The organism is Sphingobium sp. MK2, assembly GCF_040170545.1.
Lineage (GTDB): Bacteria > Pseudomonadota > Alphaproteobacteria > Sphingomonadales > Sphingomonadaceae > Sphingobium.
The window spans coordinates 38184-53460 of record NZ_JAZDXA010000037.1 but is presented as its reverse complement, the minus strand read 5'-3'; the positions used below and the strand labels follow the sequence as shown (position 1 = coordinate 53460).

At 64.4% G+C, this 15277-nt stretch carries 18 protein-coding genes; 15 read left to right on the top strand and 3 right to left on the bottom strand.

Annotated features, from left to right (window positions below):
• Window positions 1–32 precede the first annotated feature (32 nt).
• The 3 genes from V2I08_RS15530 to V2I08_RS15520 form a co-directional block, all read right to left on the bottom strand.
• On the bottom strand, window positions 33–539 hold the full coding sequence (locus V2I08_RS15530) for a GntR family transcriptional regulator (protein ID WP_349635893.1): 507 nt from the start codon (window positions 537–539) through the stop codon (window positions 33–35).
• Window positions 536–955 carry a helix-turn-helix domain-containing protein gene (locus V2I08_RS15525; protein WP_200866987.1) on the bottom strand — a complete coding sequence of 140 codons (420 nt, stop codon included), beginning with the start codon at window positions 953–955 and terminating at the stop codon, window positions 536–538. Before V2I08_RS15525 ends, V2I08_RS15530 begins: the two co-directional genes overlap by 4 nt.
• A 112-nt stretch (window positions 956–1067) precedes the next feature.
• Complete coding sequence (locus V2I08_RS15520; RefSeq protein ID WP_152542760.1) at window positions 1068–1517, bottom strand: hypothetical protein; 450 nt, start codon at window positions 1515–1517, stop codon at window positions 1068–1070.
• Between the two features lie 368 nt (window positions 1518–1885).
• Between V2I08_RS15520 and V2I08_RS15515 the strand changes: the two genes are divergently transcribed.
• The 15 genes from V2I08_RS15515 (at window position 1886) to traN (ending at window position 15172) form a co-directional block, all read left to right on the top strand.
• The gene (locus V2I08_RS15515) at window positions 1886–2179 is read left to right on the top strand and encodes a hypothetical protein (protein WP_043152467.1); all 294 of its coding nucleotides are present in this window, start codon (window positions 1886–1888) and stop codon (window positions 2177–2179) included.
• A complete protein-coding gene (locus tag V2I08_RS15510) occupies window positions 2163–2927 on the top strand; it encodes a DsbC family protein (RefSeq protein ID WP_043152466.1) in 765 nt (254 codons plus the stop codon). Before V2I08_RS15515 ends, V2I08_RS15510 begins: the two co-directional genes overlap by 17 nt.
• A 187-nt stretch (window positions 2928–3114) precedes the next feature.
• Window positions 3115–3432, top strand: a complete 318-nt coding sequence (locus V2I08_RS15505) for a hypothetical protein (protein ID WP_043152465.1) — start codon at window positions 3115–3117, stop codon at window positions 3430–3432.
• A gap of 107 nt (window positions 3433–3539) precedes the next feature.
• Entirely contained in the window at window positions 3540–3806 is a 267-nt protein-coding gene (locus V2I08_RS15500) for a type IV conjugative transfer system protein TraL (RefSeq protein ID WP_043152464.1), read from the top strand.
• Window positions 3807–3847: 41 nt separating this feature from the next.
• The gene (locus tag V2I08_RS15495) at window positions 3848–4447 is read left to right on the top strand and encodes a TraE/TraK family type IV conjugative transfer system protein (RefSeq protein WP_200866986.1); all 600 of its coding nucleotides are present in this window, start codon (window positions 3848–3850) and stop codon (window positions 4445–4447) included.
• Window positions 4437–5225 carry a type-F conjugative transfer system secretin TraK gene (locus V2I08_RS15490; RefSeq protein WP_051520068.1) on the top strand — a complete coding sequence of 263 codons (789 nt, stop codon included), beginning with the start codon at window positions 4437–4439 and terminating at the stop codon, window positions 5223–5225. Before V2I08_RS15495 ends, V2I08_RS15490 begins: the two co-directional genes overlap by 11 nt.
• Entirely contained in the window at window positions 5222–6526 is a 1305-nt protein-coding gene (locus V2I08_RS15485; protein ID WP_349635892.1) for a TraB/VirB10 family protein, read from the top strand. Before V2I08_RS15490 ends, V2I08_RS15485 begins: the two co-directional genes overlap by 4 nt.
• Before the next feature lie 35 nt (window positions 6527–6561).
• Window positions 6562–7194, top strand: a complete 633-nt coding sequence (locus V2I08_RS15480) for a TraV family lipoprotein (protein ID WP_043152280.1) — start codon at window positions 6562–6564, stop codon at window positions 7192–7194.
• Entirely contained in the window at window positions 7191–9689 is a 2499-nt protein-coding gene (locus tag V2I08_RS15475) for a TraC family protein (RefSeq protein WP_336972860.1), read from the top strand. The genes V2I08_RS15480 and V2I08_RS15475 overlap by 4 nt, the downstream gene beginning before the upstream one ends.
• A gap of 5 nt (window positions 9690–9694) precedes the next feature.
• Complete coding sequence (locus V2I08_RS15470) at window positions 9695–10021, top strand: hypothetical protein (RefSeq protein ID WP_043152278.1); 327 nt, start codon at window positions 9695–9697, stop codon at window positions 10019–10021.
• A complete protein-coding gene (locus V2I08_RS15465; protein ID WP_043152277.1) occupies window positions 10018–10251 on the top strand; it encodes a hypothetical protein in 234 nt (77 codons plus the stop codon). The genes V2I08_RS15470 and V2I08_RS15465 overlap by 4 nt, the downstream gene beginning before the upstream one ends.
• Complete coding sequence (locus tag V2I08_RS15460; RefSeq protein WP_043152276.1) at window positions 10241–10930, top strand: conjugal transfer protein TraW; 690 nt, start codon at window positions 10241–10243, stop codon at window positions 10928–10930. Before V2I08_RS15465 ends, V2I08_RS15460 begins: the two co-directional genes overlap by 11 nt.
• Window positions 10927–11943, top strand: coding sequence for a TraU family protein (locus tag V2I08_RS15455; RefSeq protein WP_043152274.1), 1017 nt, complete (start codon window positions 10927–10929; stop codon window positions 11941–11943). The genes V2I08_RS15460 and V2I08_RS15455 overlap by 4 nt, the downstream gene beginning before the upstream one ends.
• Before the next feature lie 251 nt (window positions 11944–12194).
• The gene (locus V2I08_RS15450) at window positions 12195–14051 is read left to right on the top strand and encodes a hypothetical protein (RefSeq protein ID WP_043152273.1); all 1857 of its coding nucleotides are present in this window, start codon (window positions 12195–12197) and stop codon (window positions 14049–14051) included.
• The gene (traN, locus tag V2I08_RS15445; protein ID WP_051520053.1) at window positions 14048–15172 is read left to right on the top strand and encodes a conjugal transfer protein TraN; all 1125 of its coding nucleotides are present in this window, start codon (window positions 14048–14050) and stop codon (window positions 15170–15172) included. Before V2I08_RS15450 ends, traN begins: the two co-directional genes overlap by 4 nt.
• The last annotated feature ends 105 nt before the right edge of the window (window positions 15173–15277 follow it).

The window sequence follows — 15277 nt, the reverse complement described above, 5'->3', positions numbered from 1 at the left end:
ACCAATTTCCTACTTCAGAACAGAACCTTACGCTACTCCTGCCAACCCTTCAGGCACCCCCTGATGAATAAGCCGGGATAGTGAAGTCGTTCGTTTAACCGGCGCACCTCGAAAGAAGCTTGGCGGTTTCCTGTTGCCTCAGCCAGTGAGGAAAAGATCTCGGTTGCCCGTACTGCGGTGCTTACCGACGAGGGTTGTTCGCTAAGGGTTGAGTATTGCTGCAGGGCACGACGCAATGTTGTTTCCTTCAGGTTCGACAGGGTCGTCATCAACAACTGCAAGTGCCATGCGAGAAGCTCGATGAGCTCGTTCGGCTCAAGGATCGGAACCAGGAAGCCCCCATCTGAATGATGCGTGAAAAGCCCCTCGCCAACGAGGATGAAGGCGGCCTCACGAACCGGTGTCTTGCTCGAATGATGCCGGTTCGCGAGATCCTGAATGTCGATCCGTTTGCCCGGGACGAACTGACCGGCCAGGTAATCGGCCTTAAGCCCGAGATAGACACGCTCCTGCAATGGAGGGTCCATTGCCGACATCATAGTCCGGCTCCGGCCGGGACCGGGGGACTCGCCCACGCCGGGGTGAGAGCCTGGGTCAGGTGATCCAAATTTCGCTGCGCAATCATCTCGATGCACATGCGCTCAAGATCGCTGAGGTCTCCCATTGCCAACTGCCGTGGAAAGCACATCTTCTGCCCCGCGAAGAGCAGAGGAATGAGGATGTGGCCGGTCGAGAGCCCCAGTTTGTAGGCGCAGACAAGATGATCATCGAGCCGCGAACGGGGATTGCCGGCTTCGATTTCACGAAGCCAACGCACACCCATGCCGAGCTCGCGCGCCAGATCGCGCTGGGTCAGGCGCCGTTTCTTCCGTGCCTCTTCAATTTGCCGCCCCGATTGCACCTTCACATACAGGATCGGACTTTCAGCAACGGAAGTCGCTATCAAATGCGACATATCCGCGTCTCCTTACGGGAGATTCCGCCCGCCAAGGCATTTCCGTAAGGTCGAACGCTAAGGTGTACTTACCACTAGTGTCAATATGGAACCTCGGCCAACTTGTCGGGATTTATCCAGCAAGATCATGGGTATCCCGGATAGCAGGCGTTCTGGCTCCCGATTGTAGAGCGCGATCAAACGCGCGCAACAGCGCCGACTGGTCGGCCGTGGTGATCTGCCGGAGCGCCAGGATGTAGATCATGCCGAGGGTCGGCGCCCGGCCTTCCGCCATGTGACCCTGGACGCGTTCGGTAATGCTTGTGGCGATATTCCAGAGCTGGTGCGACGCCCCGACATGATGCTCCTCATTTCCACCAAAGCCGGCAAGTTCCGGCTCCTTCAGTTGGTCGGCAATTATACTCGGTGGTAGGGTATTCAGATGTTCGATCGCCACGTGAAGCGTGGTTCCCCAGGCGATCAGCGAGCGCGTAACGCGAATCAGATGGCAGTGGGAATCGATCAGGACGTCAAGGCCTGCGGATGAAAGCCGGAGTTTGAAGCTGCGTCGTGCTCGACCCATTGCCTGTCTCTCCTGCCTGACTAGTGCGCCGGCACCCGTTCGCGAACCCGAACAGGTGCTTTTGCAAGACGAACGGAGGCAAAAGCGGCATTATAGTGCCGCTTTACGCCAAATCTGATCGTCTCGACATTCCTCGACTTCATTCGATCCGTTCTGCTCTATCTCTTCTTTGTTGCGCCGCTTCGGCACTTCAGTGCCCTGCCTATTGCGGCAGTCGTTCGAGACCGCCATTGCTGTGAACGCACCGGATTGGGGGAGGTCTAGAACCTAACTCCAGCTCCACCGTCCGGACCATCCAAACCCCAGACCCGAGCGCCTTGCGGCGCCATGAGGAGACGCGTGCCATGGACTTTCCATGCTCCCCGCCCATGCTTGCAGCAGCCCTTCTGCATGTCATCGGCGCCAATCCCGCCAGCGGCCAGAGCTATCGTCCCGACGCGGAAGCCTATCCTTGCGCCCGTACCGCCCAACTCGCGGTCGTCCAGGGCGAGACCGGCTTTTCGATCCGCGAAAAGGCCGACTCTGTCCCGCCTCCCCCTGCGGCGACACCGGCGCCTCTGTCGGCGGCGATCAAGCTCGGAAACTCGCTCACTCTCGACAGGCGAATTTTCGCGCGCACCTCCCTCGTTCGTCCGGAGTCCTCCGATGTCCCGCAGCGGTAAACTGATCCTGGCTGCGCTACTTTGCGCGTCGGCTCCCGCCAATGCGCAAGAGAACAGCGCCGAGCCGCTCACGGCGGCCGCCGCGGAGGCTCAGCGTCAATTGCGCCAGACCTTCACCAATCTGACCTTCGAGGACTTCGGTCCGGCGCCTGTCAGTGGTCCGATATATCAGGCTATTGCCGGTGGACGAGTCATCTATTTCGCGCCGGAGAGCCAGCATCTGCTCTTTGCGGCGATCTACGACAAGAACGGGGTCAACCTGACAGCGCTGGCGCAGGATGCGAGCGCCAGGAAGCGCCTCAGCGCGATCAATCCCGCAGAGGCCCTTGTGATAGGGCCTGCAGGCGCGCCCAAGGTCATCGAGTTCACCGATCCCGACTGTCCTTATTGCCAAGCGCTCGAACGCTTCTGGCTGGCCAAGGAAGCCGAGGGGAAACCAGTCCAGCGCCTCGTCTACTTCGTGAGCGGTATTCACCCGCAGGCGGCAGCGAAAGCCGAGCATATCCTCTGTTCCCCGGACAGCCAAGCGGCCTTCAAATCCGTCTACTCCGGTGCTCAGCCCGCCACGCTGCACAAATGCCGTCCCGGCGCCGAGAAGGTCGCCCGCGACGCCGAAACCGTCCGCAAGATGGGCGTCTCAGGCACGCCGACGCTCTTCGTCAACGGCAAACTCGTTTCGGGCTTCCAGCAGGCCGAACTCGAAGCGTTCCTCGAGACCGAAAGCCGGAAACCCAAGCCCAGTCCCTGAAGGGTCGGCCCGAATGACTTTGGCGGATCTCGCACGTGCGCGGCGAATGCCGCGCTGGCGAGGACCGGGATGCCGGCGGCAGCGCGCCTCCAGGGGCCGTCCAGCGAAGCCGCCGGCCGGACACGACCACCGATCGGTACCGGCAAGCATGATCTGGACGGCTCTGGTGACCACAAGGAGACTGAACATGTTGACTTTGCTTCGGGGAAGGACGTTCCGCACGATCGACGCGGCCGTCCTTTTCCTTCTGACCGCGATCGCCGGCACGAGCGTCGCCCACGCCTTCCAGGCGCCGGCCGCCGGCGACCTTGGTTACGACATTTACGACATTGTCGTGAACCAGGGCGTGAAGGGACCGCTCGGCTTCGTGGGCGGCGTTGCCGCCTTCCTGTTCGGCGTCTCGCGGCTCTTTTCGAACATCATGATCGGCATCCCGACGATCGTGGCGGCGGTCTGCCTCATCAAGGCGGATTCGATCCTCCAGACCTTCGGCATGCTGATCTGAAGACAGGTCGGGTGGCCGGTCCGCCGGCGCCCGTCCACCGCAACGGAAGGTGATGGTCGCCTTCCGAAGACCACGCTCAGCAGCGTGGTGAAGCAAGGGAGAAGGGCGTGGACGAACGACTTCCGCAGTTCCTGCACCGGCCGGTCCAGATCCTCTGGTTCGACAGTCAGGAGTTCATCGTCGTGATGAGCGTGATCTTCGTCGCGGTCATCGTCGGCGGAATCATCGGCTGGTCGCTCATCGGCGCTCTTCTCCTCTTCATTCCCTGGAAGCGGACCAAGCCGCGCGGCTTCATCCCGCACCTGGCCTGGCGATGGGGCCTTGCCCGCTTCCGCAACTATCCGGGTCCGACCCAGACCCGCTTCTTCGAGTAGGCGAGATGGCACATCCATTCCGACGCAAGGCAGCGGCCGACATGATCGGCGACACGCGCCCGAGCTGGCACCTGCATCGCTATCTGCAGGGATCAGCCAACCTGTTCGAGGAGAACCGGCTGCTCAAGGTGGCGATCGCCGGCTTGTTCGGCATCACCGCGGTGCTCGGCACGCTCATCTACACCTCGAACCAGAACACGCGCACCGTGATCGTGCCCTTCGGCGCAGACGGCGACCTCTATGTGACGGGGAACAAACCGTCGGAGAGCTATCTCCGCTCGATCACGTTCAACATCGTGGGTCTCGCCGGCACCTATTCCGCTTATTCGGCGGACCGGCAGTTCCAGGAACTGCTGCGAATCGCGCATCCCACCGCGTATAATGGCCTGCGCGACAGTCTGAATCGGCTGCTCGATGAGCTCGGCAACAATCCCACGCTCTCGATCGCGACCTATATCCGCGGCGACCAGCCCGTCACATGGACGGGCAGCGAAATCCTCGTGCCCGTCGAAAAGGTCCGTGTGATCGGCGGCGTCATCCGCAAGTTCCGCGGCAATCTGCGCATTCGCTACGCGCTCGAGAACGGCCGCTTCTGGCTGACCGCCCTCCAGGAGGAGAATTTCAGTGCCGATGTCCGGTAACCGCGCGAGGCTCGCTTGCCTCGCGGGGGCGTTCGTCGCGTCCCTTCCCGCTTGCGTTCCCGCATTCGCCCAGTCGATCGCGGCACTGCCCGATCAGACGAGCCGCATCCGGCTCTCCAATCGCGACGTCAATCATGTCGTGTGCATCGGCGGCGACATCGAGGACGTCAAATTCTCGGCCGAGAAGGGCCTCGCGGTCGAACGCGGTGGATCTGACGCATGGATCAAGTTCCTCGTCCTCGAAACCGAAGATCCGGGCGCGGCGCCAGGCGACATGAAGACGCGCACCTACGTGACGACACCGTCCGAATTCTTCGTCTCGTGCAACGGCGCAATCTATCCGCTCTACACCGAGCCCGCCGACATTCCGGCCCAGACCGTGACGCTGGTCCCCGGCGGGGCACAGCGCGCGCGCGCCAATGATGCGCTTCTGGGTCCGTTAGTGGAGGAAGAGCGGGCTGTCGGGATTGCGCTTGCGATCCTGCAGGACCGGGTGCCCGCGTCGTTCTCCGAGGTGGCACCGTCCCACGACAGGCTCACCCTTGCCGACCTTCCCACGGCGTCGCTCAGCGAACGGCGGCGTCTCGAAGTCGAGGGCGCCGGGCTTTCGGTCAGTGAATATCTGGTCCGCACCAGCGTCGCGATCACGCTCGATGAACGCGACTTCCTCGATACGGCGCTCGGGGCCGACATCTTTGCCATCACGATCGACCGACTGACGCTGGGTCCCAATGAGACGGCTCGGCTGATCGTCGTTCGCCGGAGTGTCCAGCCATGACAGCGCCCGAAGAGAAACCTCAGGGAGAGGCTGGCCCGTCGGCCCGTCAGGGTGGGGACGTCAACGAGACGGCGAATACCGCGCGCCCGGCTCTGCTCGATCTGCCGGCGCAGTGGTCGAAGCTCAGTTCCAACCAGAAGTTACGCGCCAAGCAACTGGGTGTCGTATCGACGATCGCACTGCTTGGCCTCGGTCTCTACACGGCGAGCACCAGCGGCCAGAAGGAGGCGCCCAAGGCGCCCCAGGCCTCCAATCTCGACATGGGCGCGGGCCTTCGCGGCGACAGCCTCGAGGTGAAGCTGCGCGGCGATCTCCAGAAGATCCTCGACGGACAGACGCTGCTCGGAGACCGGGTGACTGCGATCGAGGAAGGCAAGGTGGTCCCGGGCGCCGCCGACACCGGCCACGCCCAAAGCGCGAGCGGCGACGGAGACCTTCCGCCTGCCCTACCCGGCGAGGCCCCCGCCTACCCGCCCGCTCCTCCCGACGCCAGGGGCGCAGCCGACGAAATCCCTGCGCCGCCTACTGCTCCGGCGGCACCACCCGCGCCGCCCGCGCCGCCCACGGAACGGCAGGTTGGCGCGATCGGCGCGGCGACCGCCACGCAAGCGGCGGAGGGAGGCGCGGGCGGCGGGGCCGCGTCAAAAAAAGCGAAGCGGACGATCTATTTGCCACCTGGTTTCATGAAGGCGCGGCTGCTGACCGGTATCGACGCGCTGGCAAGCCGGGACGCGACCAGTAATCCCGAGCCGATCATCGCCCGGGTCCAGGCGCCCGCCGTGCTTCCGAATGAGGTGAAGGCCAATCTCGCCGGCTGCTTCGTCATCGGCAACGCGACCGGCAGCCTCGCCAAGGAGCGGGTCGAGATCCAGCTCGTCTCGATCTCGTGCGTCGATTTCGAGAGCCACGCGGTGGTCGACCAGGCGATCAAGGGCTTCTTCGTCGATGCCGATGGAAAGAAGGGGCTGTCCGGGAAGGTCGTGACCCGCGCCGGCGCGACGCTCGCGCGCTCGTTCATCGCCGGGACGATCGCCGGCATTTCGCAGTCGGTCGAAGGTACGTTCGGGAGCCTCTCGACCTCGGCGCTTGGCAGCGTGCGCAGTCTCGACGCGGGCGATGCCGTCAAGTCGGGCGTTGCCGGCGGGCTCTCCAAATCGTCGGACAAGCTCACCGATTTTTATCTCGATCTCGCCCGCCAGGCCGGCCCGGTGGTCGAAGTCGGCGCGGCCAAGGATGTCGTGGTCGTCATCCAGGAAGGCCTCGCCCTCGAGATCAAGCCGTCGGTCGGAGCCAAATTCTGATGCGATGCTCCCCCCATCTTACAGGAGGTTCCGCCATGCTCTTGCTGGCCCACCAGTCTCTCCATCGGTCTCTGCTCTCGCTCAGCCTGCTCGCGGGCTTGAGCGGATGCGCGACGGTCGGCTCGATGATGTCGCCCTATTCGGAGAAGTTCGACTGCAAGAACAGCGACCACGGCCAATGCATCCATCCCGATCGGGCCTATGCGGATGCGGTTGCCGGCGTCACCTCGAAGTCGGACCCCAAGGTTACCAATGACCGTGCCATGCTGCGCGGGCAGGACGCCGACCGAGCAGGCTCCCGATCGCCGGGAGGAAGCGCGGGCAACGCCTATGGCAGCTATCGCGACAGTGTTTATCGTGAACTGAAAGGCCTGATCGAAGCACCGGTCACGCCGATGCTCAAGCCCGCGCAGACCGTCCGGACGCTGATCCTTCCCTATGCCGATCGGCAGCGCCCGGATCGGCTCTACATGCCGCGCTATGTTTATTCGGTGGTCGACAAGCCGGTCTGGGTCGTGGGCGGCGCACTTGTCGCCGCCCCGGATCGTGCGGCTCAGGCACCGATCCTCGGCCAGGTGCGCGATATCGCCACACCCGATGGCGAGCCCGCACCGGCAGGGACGACTCCACCCGCACCGGCCATCGTGCCGCCGGCGCCGCAGCCATGAGTGGCCTGACTTTTAGCCGGCTGCGCAATGCCGTGCGGCGCGACAGCTTCTCCGACTATCTGCCGCTTGTGGCCTGGGAGGAGGAAACCAACGCGTTTCTCTGTATCGACGACACTTGGGGCCATGCCTGGGAGCTGGTGCCCACCGCCTATATGTTCGCGCATGTCCAGAGTGCGCTGCAGGGGTTGCTCAATATCCACTTCCCCGACGGGACAGTCCTGCAGCTCCATACCTTCGCGGATCCGCTGATCGACGACGCCCTCGACGCGTTTCTCGATCTGAAGACCCGCGACGATCCGCTCATTCAGGCTTCCGCGCGTCACACCCACGCGTATCTCAGCGAAGGGCGTCATGGCCTGAAGGCCCTGCACGGCATCCCGGTCCGCAATTTCCGCACGCTGCTGTCGATCAAGACACGCCGGCCGCTGGGCGAGGATCTGCGTCGGCAGGTCGAGGAACAATTGTCAAAGCTCGGCATCCGCCGGCTCCCGCCAGAGGAGATGGTCGCCTTCTACCGGCGCGTCTTCAACGGCGTCGCGACGCAGGCCCCTGGCGTCTTCGCCGACGGCACCGCGACAGGCGCGCCGCCGATCGCCAAGCAGATCATCGATGCAGGCCCCGATCTCGTGTTCGAGGGCGCGGAGGTTTTCCTCGGCAACCAGGTTGCACGCTGCCTGACGCCCAAGGCGCCGGCCCGGCGCATCACCGCGGAGCGCGCCAACCGTCTGATGGGCGGGATGCGCGGCGCCTCGGAGGATAGCGACCAGATCGGCGGCCCCTTCCTCTATACGCTCAATATCCTGTTCGATCATTCCCAATTCGAGATCCACAAACGGGCGCAGATCCTCTCGGCGCAGAAGGCGGCGGGCAGTTTCGCCGTCGAGGTCGGCAAGCAGATCGAGGAGATCGGCTGGATCCTCGACGAGGCGGGGAACAGCAAGTTCGTCCGGGTCATTCCCACCATCTGGGTGTTCGGTCGCGACCGTGCCCATGCCCGCGATCTCGCCGCGCGCGCCAAGCGACTATGGGAGGGCGAACCCCTGCCCTTCTCGATGCAGGAGGAGAGCTATCTCAACCCGACCCTGCTGGTGATGAGCCTGCCGTTCGGGCTCTATCCCGACCGCGCGACGCTGCGCCTGCTCGAGCGCGACTTCCGCATGCCGGTCAAAGCGGCGGTAATGCTGGCGCCGATCCAGACCGACTTTCGCGGCGGCGGGCGTCCGGCGCTTCTCTACACGGGGCGCAAGGGCCAGCTTGTCACGCTCGATCTTTTCGACCCCAGGATCAACAACTACAATTTCATCGTCTCGGCGGAGAGCGGCGCGGGCAAGAGCTTCCTGCTCAACAATCTCTGCCAGCAATATTATGCCTGCGGCGCGCTCATCCGTATCATCGATATCGGCGGCAGCTACCGGAAACTCTGCACGCTCTGCTCGGGCCGCTATATCGACATCGGCGAAGAGCATCTGGTGCTCAACCCCTTCGACATGGGGCTGGCGCTCGACGGCGACGACAAGCAGTCGGCCATCACCATGGCGGTCGCCATCGTCGCCGAGATGGCCAACGCCTCAACGCGCAAGGGCGTCACCACCTCGGAATGGAACCTCCTCAAGTCCGCCGTTCAATGGACGATCGACACAGGGAGGGCCGATCATGGCATTGATGCCGTGCGCGAGTGGCTCGGCACCTATCCCTCACTCGTCGAGACCGATCTCGATCGCGTCGACCACCTCGTGCCGACGTCACGCGAACTGGCTTTCAATCTGCGGGATTTCGGCTCGGGCGGCGCCTATGGCCATTATTTCAACGGGCCGTCGACCCTCGACATCCGCAATGACGAATTCGTGGTGCTCGAGCTCGAACGCCTCAAAGCGATGCCCGACCTCTTCAACGTCATCGTCATGGTGGTGGTGAACGCGGTCACGCAGGAACTCTACCTGTCCGCGCGCGACCGTCCCCGCTTCGTGCTATGCGACGAAGCCGCGCAGTTCATGACCCGGACTGACGGGCAGGATCTCTCGCGCCTCGCCGAGGCATTCGGCCAGGGCTATCGGCGCGCGCGCAAATATCGCGGTTCGTTCGGCATCGTGCTGCAGTCGATGAACGACCTGACGCTGTTCGGCGGGACGGGTCAGGTCATCCTCGAAAATGCCGCGACGCGGTTCCTGCTTCAGGGCTCGACCTATGATCGGGCGGTTGACAACAAGATCCTCGACTATTCGGGGTTCGTCCTCGATCTCCTGAAGTCGGTCCGCAACTCGAAGCCCAACTACAGCGAGGTGTTCATCGACTCGCCCCTGGGTCTTGGCATCGCCCGGCTCGTGGTCGATCCCTTCTCCTACTGGATCAACACGTCCGCGCCCGACGAGGTGGCTGCGTTCGAGGCGCTGATGCGCCAGGGCCTCTCCCCGCTCGAAGCCGTGTGCCGCCTGGCCGGTGTCGACCCCTCGGAAATCCTGGGTACGCCGGCCGTGTCCGGCCTCGTGGGGGTATGAGGGTCATGGGACGCCATACTCCGCACCCCGATCAATTGCCGCTCAAATGGTCCGACAACGAAGCCATCGAGATAATTGTCGAGCAGCGCCTCGCCGAACGGTTCGAAGCGGAATCCTTCCAGTGGCGCTTCCGGCTCGTGATGATCGAGACGGCGATGATGGGTCTGCTGGTGCTCGTCGCCGGGCTGTTGCTCAAGCAGCCGACGATGATGGTGCTCCGCGCTTCGCTCATCATTGCCGCGTCGTGCCTGGCGACCGGTCTCCTTTTGCTCAGCCTGTCGGCGGGCACCGCGAGGGTCATGAGCCGCCTGCGCAGGAGAAGGGGCAAATGAACGGCCTTACCTCTTCCGCGCCATCACAATCGGCGATCCGGCTCACCGTCAGCGGCTTCCTGCTCTTGGCTGTCCAGAGCACGATGCTGCTCGTGTCGCCGTCGCTCGGCGGCGATGCCGGCACGCTGATCTGGATTCTGACGCCGCTCGCATTTTCCGCCTTCGTCGCGGCCCTCATCGGCATTCCCGAGCCTCCCGAGAGGCATTGGAGGCAGCGCCATGGCCGCTGATCCGCTCCGCCGTGTTCGTCGCGGTCCTCTTCTTGTGCTCGTCACGGGCAGCATGCTGGCCGTCGCGGCAACGCTGCCTGCGGCCGCGCCGATCGCGGGCAGCGCCCAATCGCGCAGCACGATCGGGCGAACCTGGCCGATCGCGGAGCCCGACGCGCTCGCCGAGATCGAGGCCAAGGTCGCGACTCTGCCCAGCGACATGAGCAAGGCGTTCGGCCCGCGCGACAAATGGAGCGCTCTGAAGGCGGCGCCGCTCGGCGTCGCCGGCGCCGATCGCGTGCGCAGCGTCGTCCCCTTCTACACGCTCGACTTCGACATCACGCTCCCGGGCGGCAAGACGCTCTACCCGAAGGGCTTCCCCTTCAACCCGCTGACCTATGTGAAGCTGCCGCAGCGCCTTGTCGTCGTGCATCGCCAAGACCTTGGCTGGGCGCTCCGTAGTGCCCGGGCGAGCGACTTCATCCTGCTCGCCGCGCTTGGGGCACAGAATGGCGACGCGATCGATCTGAGCGAAAAGACCGGCCGCCCGATCTACATTCTCGAGGAGCGGGTCAAGCAGCGTCTGGGACTCACCGTGGCTCCGGTCATCGTCGAGCAGTCCGGCACGCGCCTCGTCCTCACCGAATATGGCCCCAAGAGCCGGGCTGCCGCGACCGCGGCGAAAGGAGCGACGCGATGATCGGGCGTCTTCCCGTCTTCGTCGCGGGCCTCGTCATCGGGTTGCTGATGACGCTCGCCTGGCCGAGTCAGGCCCATGCCTCCAAATGCGAGGCCGGCACGGTCTTCAACCCCATCACCAAGGTGCGCTGGACCTGCATCTTTCCGATCACGGTCGGCGGCATCCGGGTGGGGAGTTTCGACAAGCTCGACAAGGCGCTTGACGCACAATCCTCGTCCAAGCCTCTGTGCGCCTGCCGCAAGGGACTCCAGTTCTGGTTCGGTGTCAAGGTCTCCTATTGGTCGCCGAACCGGATGGTCGACATCGTGACCGAACCCGGCTGCATGATGGCGCTTGGCGCCGATCTCCTGCCGACCGGCGGCAAGCTGCAAGGCAGCCAGTCGTCGATTTCGGACGGGACAAACACCCGCAAGATGTTCGCGCAGATGCACTATTACATCTCGCCGGTCTGGGCGATGCTCGACATGTTCACCGACCTGCCGTGCCTCGAGAATGACGGCTTCGACGTCGCCATGATCACCGAGGTTCTGCCGACCTGGCAGTCGGGCACGCTCGGCGCGATCATCCAGCCCGAAGGCATTCTTTTCGGCAATCCCGCCGCCGGTCTCGCCTGCATGGGCGACAGCGCCGCGGCAGCGGCGGGCAAGGTGATCGACCCCTTGTTCTGGTGCATGGGCTCTTGGGGCGCGACCTATCCGATCGCCGGCGACATCCATTTCGACGACAGCGTCGAGGCCTGGGCGGGGCTCGCGGCGCGCGGGGTCTTCATGATGGGGCGGCTGGGCGCGCTCACCATCAGTTCGGCGGACGGCTGCTCCTTCATCCCCCAGCCCGTCTGGACCAAGTCCCGCTACAAGCTCCAGATCATGGAGCCGGTAAAGGGCAGCAAGTGCGTCAATATCGGCAGGCCCGGCGCGCTCTGGTCTTCAGCCAAGCACGCGCCGGGCAAGGACAACGCCCAGTTCATGCTCTTCGAAAAGGTGATCTGCTGCGCCGGGATACCCGTGCCATGAACAGGTCGCTTCCGCCGTGTTCCGCGCGAGACAGCCGTCCATTCCGGAGGTCTGTTCGCCAAGGCCCCTACGGCCGATGGCTTCCGTGCGGAACCGGAGCGGCGTCGCCATGCCCCCCTGGCGGCGCCGCTCCACCCCCGGCCAGCGCGGCCGCAACGCTCCCCCGATGGGATCGGCGCTTCCTCTCCGCCTGTTCCGTCCTAGCGACCGCGCTGGCCATCCCGCTCACCGCGCCCGCAGCGGCGCAGACGATGGAAGAGCGCGCCCGGGCCGCAGCCGAAGCGTCGCGCGCAAAGAGCGGCGATAGCGACGCGCTTCAGCAAAATTATGTGACGCCGGGCCTGGCCGGGCAGCAGATTTCGACGGTCGACAACAGTCGCACGTTCGCGCCCAACATCGCCTGCCAGAAAACCGCGTCGATGCTGGAGGTGCTGGTGCAACCGGCAGGGACTGGCGATCTCGGCAAGGTCACGATCGCCCGCGACACCGATCTCGACGGAACGGTCGACAGCACGGCGAACCTTCCCGTCCCGGTATCGGGCATTTGCGCGAACGGGATCGTCTCCTGCCAGCCCGGCACCTGGAATGGGTGCAGCTTCTTCCGCTGGGATGTCGACGGGGGGCGAGCGCTCAAGCTGACCTCGGTCGACATGCCCAAGCTCGCCGGATGCTATTGCCTCAACAATAGCTGCGGCACCAACCTCGCCTGGGGCAATATGGCCTCGGTGCTGCGCGACCTTGGCGGCGGGATGATTGGCGCGCTCACCACCGCCGACCCGCGCTACGGCGTTGCCGAGGCTGTGATCGACGGCCCCTCCATCCGCTATGTGGGCGCCAGGTCGACCGCCTGCTCCGCCAATCCCGACCTTCCCCAGACCGCCTATCGCGCCAATCCCGCGACGATCGCGTCGGACGCCTATGCCGCGTCCACAAGCAATTCCGTGTTCCAGGCGCTCAAGGGGTCGGCGACCGGTACGGGCACCGCGCTCCAATATCGCCATTGCTCGATCGAGCGGCGGGTGACCGTGTTGAAGCCCGGCGCGGAGGATATCATCAGCCGAACCTCGGGCGGCTATTCCACGATACAGAACGGCTCGTCCTTCGATTTCCTGATGGGCTCACCGGCGGATAACAGCCTCGCCGGCGGAAGCTGCACGCTCATCGACTTCCGCATGACGTTGCATGTGAACGACCCCGACCGCATCGTCGACGCACGGCTTGCTCAGTTCTTTGCCGACGATTGGGCGCAGGTGCGGATCGATGGGCAGTTCATCGGCTCGGGCCCCTCCGCTTGGACTAGCCTTGGCCTTCCTCCGGGCAAATGCGAACTCAAGAAAACCTTCTACGCCTATCCGAACCTCGATCTGCGGCCTTATCTTACCGCAGGCGATCATGAGATCTGGCTGCGCGTCGCGGTCGCGGAGGGCGGCGAAGGCTTCGCGCAGGTCCATGTCGAGGTCGACAACAGCTGCAAGACGCTGGAGCAGGTCGTCGATGGTTGCGGCGCGATCGCTTCCGATCCGCAATGCAAACTCGACAGCGAGCTGGTCGATGGTGTCCAGACCTGGATCAACGGCGTCGTGACCGGGCTACGCCCCCTCCCCCAGACCCGTATATTGGGCGGGCCGAGCTGCCCGACACAACTCACGCGCGACTTCTTCCTGAAGGACCGCACCTATCGCTGCGCGGTCGATGACATCGCGAAACCCGACACGAGCCGCGGCGCCTATATCATCGACCATTCGACCGAGACGATGCTGGCCGACCGGACGCGCCAGAGCGACGGAAGCTATGCGACATCGACGCGCGCCTTCAGCCTTCCCGACCGGGGCTCGGTCGCGGCCTGCGAGCCCGTGTGCAAGACCCGCGCGGCCAAGGCCAACAGCGAGGCGGCGCCCGATGGCGTCGTGGGTGCGAAACAGAATGTGCCGACCGGCTACGACACCTTCTTCCACGCCTGCACTGCGGACAATCAATGCCCGGCAGGCCCCGGTGAGGAGGTCGTCTCCGCCTGCGGTTGCCTCGACGATTTTCCCGAAGCGGTCGTGATGATGCAGACCGTGCGCCTCGCCGGCGCCGACATGGTCTGCACGGGGAGCGTGCAATGAACGGCCTCCCGACAACGAGATATTGGTATCTCGATCCGCGCGGCGCCGCGCTCGCGCTGGTGCTCGGCATTGGTTTCGTTCTCGTCTGCCCCAGTGCCGCCAGGGCGCAGCAGATCTGCGCGGCGGATCTCAACAATAACGGCGATGCGGCCGATGAAGGTGAGCAGGCGAGCTGCCGTTCCACCACCAGCGGCGCTTGGGCTTGCCCGATCCAGGAGGTCGCCTGCGTCGCGGATGCGATGGGCCAATATAGCTGCCCGGTCGGCCCGCAATATGCTTGCCTCGTAAAGACTGAGGGTGGCGCGCCGGCCTGCTCGCCCAATCAGTGTGCCGATCTCGCGACCAATCCCATCGTGGATGAGCCGCCGATGGACGATCCAGGCACCGCGCCGGACGGCGGCGTCGATGCCGACGGCAATTGCCTGGGAAAGATCGAGATATTCTCGGGACGCGGAGTGCGGTGCCGGCCCGCCGGGCTTTCGACCACCTTCGCGAACTGCTGCAAGGACAAGGGCAAGATCGTGAAGGACGGGATGGGTTCTTCCATCTCGTCGATCGGTACCAAGATCGCGGTCGCGAAGGGCGTGTTCACGGGCATGAAGGCTGCCTATGTCGCCTTCAAGGCCGGTGCGACCGCGAGCCAGGCCGCGAGTGCCGGCGCCAACGCCCTGATCGTCGGCCTCGACCCCACCTCGATCGCCGTCAGCCTGGCGATCAACTTCATGATGGAGTTCCTGTTCGCGGGTTGCGACCAGCAGGACATGGAGACGGCGATGCTGCGCTCGTCAGGCATGTGCCACGAGATCGGCAGCTACTGCACCTCGAGCTTCCTTGGCGTCTGCCTGCAGCAGGCCCGTGGCCATTGCTGCTTCAACACCAAGCTCGGCCGAATCATCCAGGAACAGGGCCGTCCCCAGCTCAAGGCCTTCAACGGCAACCTGTGGGGCACGGCCAAGAAGCCGATGTGTCGCGGGTTCACGCCGGAGGAGTTCCAGGCGCTCGATTTCAGCAAGATGGATCTCTCCGAATATTATGCGGACATCGAAGCCCGCGCCCAATCCGAAATCCAAATCGACATGGGGGAGCGCATCGATGCGTATCTCAAAGCGGTCAATCCATAGCGCCTGCATGGGCCTGCTGTTGGGCGTGGCGACGGCCGCGCTCGCGCAGAGCGTCGCGAGTGACGCCCCTCGCGGCGCTGCGAGGCAGTCCGCCGCGGACCAAGG